The organism is Halorubrum sp. SD612 (assembly GCF_002135005.1).
Genome location: NZ_NEWI01000196.1, coordinates 1 through 4,012 on the forward strand (window position 1 = coordinate 1; position 4,012 = coordinate 4,012).

At 69.5% G+C, this 4,012-nt stretch carries 4 protein-coding genes; 2 read left to right on the top strand and 2 right to left on the bottom strand.

Translation table 11 applies throughout. The features are described from left to right. Positions 1 to 813 precede the first annotated feature (813 nt). Positions 814 to 2,712 carry a DEAD/DEAH box helicase gene (locus tag B9G38_RS14870; RefSeq protein WP_086220895.1) on the top strand — a complete coding sequence of 633 codons (1,899 nt, stop codon included), beginning with the start codon at positions 814 to 816 and terminating at the stop codon, positions 2,710 to 2,712. Between the two features lie 51 nt (positions 2,713 to 2,763). Here the strand turns inward: B9G38_RS14870 and B9G38_RS14875 are convergent, their stop codons facing one another. After that, positions 2,764 to 3,318: an adenylate kinase gene (locus tag B9G38_RS14875; protein ID WP_049932541.1), complete on the bottom strand. Its 555-nt coding sequence runs from the start codon at positions 3,316 to 3,318 to the stop codon at positions 2,764 to 2,766. Next, complete coding sequence (locus tag B9G38_RS14880) at positions 3,318 to 3,602, bottom strand: hypothetical protein (RefSeq protein ID WP_049932543.1); 285 nt, start codon at positions 3,600 to 3,602, stop codon at positions 3,318 to 3,320. Before B9G38_RS14880 ends, B9G38_RS14875 begins: the two co-directional genes overlap by 1 nt. 206 nt (positions 3,603 to 3,808) lie before the next feature. Between B9G38_RS14880 and B9G38_RS14885 the strand changes: the two genes are divergently transcribed. Beyond that, on the top strand, positions 3,809 to 4,012 hold a 204-nt coding region (locus tag B9G38_RS14885), incomplete at its 3' end, for a thiamine pyrophosphate-binding protein (RefSeq protein WP_255375984.1).

The following is a 4,012-nucleotide window of genomic DNA, read 5'->3' on the forward strand; positions in this document are numbered from 1 at the left end:
GCCCCCAAGCGTCCGAAGGACGCGAGGAGCACGCGCGAGGGAGTCAGTCGCCCGAAGCGGAGCGAGGGCGACTGACAGGGCGAGAGCGAAGCTCTCGCTTGCAGCCGGACGTAGTCCGGCGACGAGGCTGGGGAGGCGTGAGGTGCTGTGCGGAGCGGTTCGGGGCGGGACTCAAAGGGGCAGTCACCGGCGGCTCCGCCGCCGGCTGTCACCGGACTACGTCCGGTTTCAAGCGAGAGCTTTGCTCTCGCCCTGTCACCGGGCGAAGCCCGGTTGCCCGAGGGACCGTGTCCCTCGCTGCCCGTGGCGCGTAGCGCCACGCTGCCGTGAGGCGGGCGCAGGCGTTCACGAGAGCTTCGCTCTCGTGAGCCGATCAGAACGCGGAGCGTTCTGATGACGACGTAAGCACCGCAGGAACGAACGGAGTGAGTGACGAGGAGCGTGGTTCGAGACGCCACAGGCGTCTCGTCATCGCCAGAAATCCCCGATTTCTGGCTAGCGGCCAGACTCCGGCGGAGTCTGGCAACATCACGAAAGGCGCTTCGCGCCTTTCGAACGACAGCGAGCGTGCGCCCGCCTCCCGGCTGGGGCTTTGGCGGTGGTCACTGTCGATCCGTCGTCAACCATTTATAAGCGAGCGGCTGGGGCTTTGGAGGCGTTCGGCACCGATCTGCCGTCAACCATTTATAAACGAGCGGCTAGGGCTTCGGCGGTGCTCACCGCGATAGCAACCCATCGCGATCTGTCTACGGTCACCAACTCCGCTCGCCCGGTGACGCTATCCATTTCCGCGTCGCGACCGAAGCGGCGGTGATGACCGACGACACCGGCGACGACGCCGGCGACGATTCCAGCGAGGACGACGCTGAAGACCTCTCCTTAGATCGCTTCCACGAGGCGCTCGAGGCCGAGGAGCGACCGGTCGCAACGGCGAGCGAGGTCGCCCGCCGACTGGGGACCACGCAGGCCGCGGCCCGCGACGCGCTCGCCGCGCTCGTCGACCGCGGCGACGTGGACCGACTCGACGTCGAGGCCGACCCCGTCGTATTCTACCCCCGCGACTGGGGCGCGTTGGCGAGCCGCGAGCGCGTCGTGACCTTCCCGAAGCGCCGCGAGATCGTCGTCGACCGCCCCACGCAGTACACCCGCGCGCGGCTCTCGCAGTTCGCGAACCTCGTCGACACCACCGGCACCGAGCCCGGAACCCGCGGGTATCTCTATCGGATCCGCCAGGAGGACGTGTGGGCAGCACCGTTCGACGACGCCGACGCGCTCGTGGGCGCGCTCCGGTCGGTGCTGCCGCGGCGGTACGAACACCTCGAAGCGTGGGTGCGCGACCAGTGGCGTCGGGCGCACCGCTTCCGGCTGTACACCCACGCGGACGGGTACGTCGTCTTCGAGGCCGCCTCCGAGAACCTGATGGGGAACGTCGCCGACCAGCACCTCGACGACGACCACCTCCGCGCGCCAATCTCGGACACCGAGGCGTGGGTGAACGAGGCGGCGGTCGCCGCGGTCAAGCGCACGCTCTACGACGCCGGCTACCCGGTCGAGGACGACCGCGACCTCGAGACCGGCGACCCGGTCGAGATCGACCTCGCGACCGACCTCCGCGATTACCAGGAGACGTGGGTCGAGACGTTCCTCGACCGCAAGTCCGGCGTGTACGTCGGGCCGCCGGGCTCCGGCAAGACCGTCGCCGGGATCGCGACGATCGCCGCGGTCGGCGGCGAAACGCTGATTTTGGTCCCCTCACGCGAGCTCGCCGACCAGTGGCGCGAGGAGCTGCTGGAGCACTCCACGGTCGACCCCGCCGACATCGGACTCTACCACGGGGGGACCAAGGAGATCCGCCCCGTCACGATCGCGACCTACCAGATCGCCGGGATGGACCGCCACCGGAGCCTCTTCGACTCCCGCGAATGGGGGCTGATCTGCTTCGACGAATGCCATCACGTCACCGCCCCGGTGTACTCGCGGACCGCCGAGCTCCAGAGCAAACACCGGCTCGGACTCTCGGCGACGCCCGTCAGCGAGACTGGCAGCGAGGAAGAGATCTACACCCTCATCGGCCAGCCCATCGGGGCGGACTGGGACGCGCTGTTCGAGGCCGGCTTCGTTCAGGAGCCCGAGGTCGAGATCCGCTACGTCCCGTGGCGCGACGAGACGGCGCGCAACGAGTACGCCGCCGCGGACGGCCGGGACCGCAGACGGCTCGCGGCCGAGAACCCCGCGAAGGTCGAGGAGATCCGGTACCTGCTCGCGGCCCACCGCGACAAGAAGACGCTCGTCTTCGTCGAGTACCTCGACCAGGGCGCCGCGATCGCCGACGCGCTCGGCGTCCCCTTCATCAGCGGCGAGACGCCGCACCACGAGCGCGCGGAGCTGTTCCGCCGGTTCCGGGCGGACGGCGAAGCGGAGGGTTCGGGCGGCGGGGCGGCCGACGACGATCTCGACGTCCTCGTCGTCTCGCGGGTGGGCGACGAGGGGATCGACCTCCCGAACGCCGAACTCGCCGTCGTCGCGAGCGGGCTCGGCGGCTCTCGACGACAGGGCTCACAGCGGGCGGGACGGACGATGCGGCCGACCGGCTCCGCGTTGGTCTACGTCCTCGCGACGCGCGGGTCGAGCGAGGAGGAGTTCGCCCAGCGACAGATGCGGCACCTCGGGCGGAAGGGCGTCCGCGTCCGCGAGACGAACGTCGCGGAGTAGTCCGCGGCCCGACGCCGCCGGACCGGACGCGTGCCGAATCGCGCCGCTCGCTCAGAGCGCGTCAGCTAAGCGCTCGGCCGCCCCCTCGATCTCCCCCTCGTTCTCGACGAACCGGACGGGCGCGTTCTGGTCGCGCGCGTACTGGAGCGCCGCGGACCGGTTGAGGTCCTGCTCGAAGTCGATCTGGCGTTCGGTGACCCCGTCGAGGTCGCGGTCGCTCGCCCGCCTGCGTTCGAGGATCGTCGCCGGTTCCGCCTCCACGAGGACGAACGCGTCAGGCGAGACGTCTTCGAGCACTTCGACTGGAAGCCCTTGGACGTAGCCGGTCAGCGTCTCGACCGCGAGGTGCGTCGAGAGGATCACGTTCGTCGTCTCCGCTTCCTCGGCGACGAACTCGCCTGCGCGGCGCTGGAGCCGCCGCGTCTCGGGCTGTGAGAGCGTGCCGAGCTTGGCCCGCTCGGTCGCGAGCCCCATCGCCGCCGCCTGTTCGAGCATCACGTCGCCGAAGTTGATCAGCTTGTACCCATCTCCGAGTCCGCGCCTGACCGCCTGACAGACGCTGGAAAGGCCGACGCCGTTGACTCCCGACACGATCGTGACTGACATCAGAAGCTCACCTCGTTCTCCTCGTCGCCCGGCATCCCGCCGCGGTCGTCGTAGTACCGGCGGCCGATGAACTGCGCGCCGACGAGCATCATCAGCGTGTCGTAGAGGTCGTCGGCCGAGTCGAACGTCTCGACCTCCGACCGGTCGATGACCGCCCGGATCGTCGTGGACTCTCCGTCGGGCGGCGACAACTCCGTGTCACCGACCGTCTCCAGCACCTCGCTTCGGGGCGCCGGAAACTGTAGTTTCCTCGCGAACAGGTCACGAGTCTCTGGTAAGCGCATACATGACACATGACAGCACACGCTAGCATAAGTGTACATGTCAGTGCCCCGCGACCGAAGTCGCGGGTTACCCCCTCGTTCCGTTGTGACGCGGAGTGTCGCCGCCCCTCCGATGCGTTCCCCTCCCCGCCGCGTCGCGTCCCGCGCTCGCCCGCGGGCCCGGCGGCGGACGAAGCTTTCAACATACGCTCCGCCGACTTCGCGACATGGACGCTGACGAGCCCTCGCCCGCCGCCGATAGGCACGACGACCCACCGACCGTCGCCGAGGCGGTCGTCGACGCGATGCTCGACCGCGGCGTCGACACCGTCTTCGGGATCCCCGGCAAGCAGACCCTCCCGCTGAACCGGGCGCTCGCCGATCGCGACGCGCGGTTCGTCGTCGCCCGCCACGAGACCGCCGTCCCGCAC

What these genes read in the sequence shown, in the direction of transcription:
- B9G38_RS14870 (WP_086220895.1), top strand. Translation starts at nt 814, where the DNA reads ATGACCGACGACACCGGCGACGACGCCGGCGACGATTCCAGCGAGGAC.
- B9G38_RS14875 (WP_049932541.1), bottom strand. Translation starts at nt 3,318, where the DNA reads ATGTCAGTCACGATCGTGTCGGGAGTCAACGGCGTCGGCCTTTCCAGC.
- B9G38_RS14880 (WP_049932543.1), bottom strand. Translation starts at nt 3,602, where the DNA reads ATGCGCTTACCAGAGACTCGTGACCTGTTCGCGAGGAAACTACAGTTT.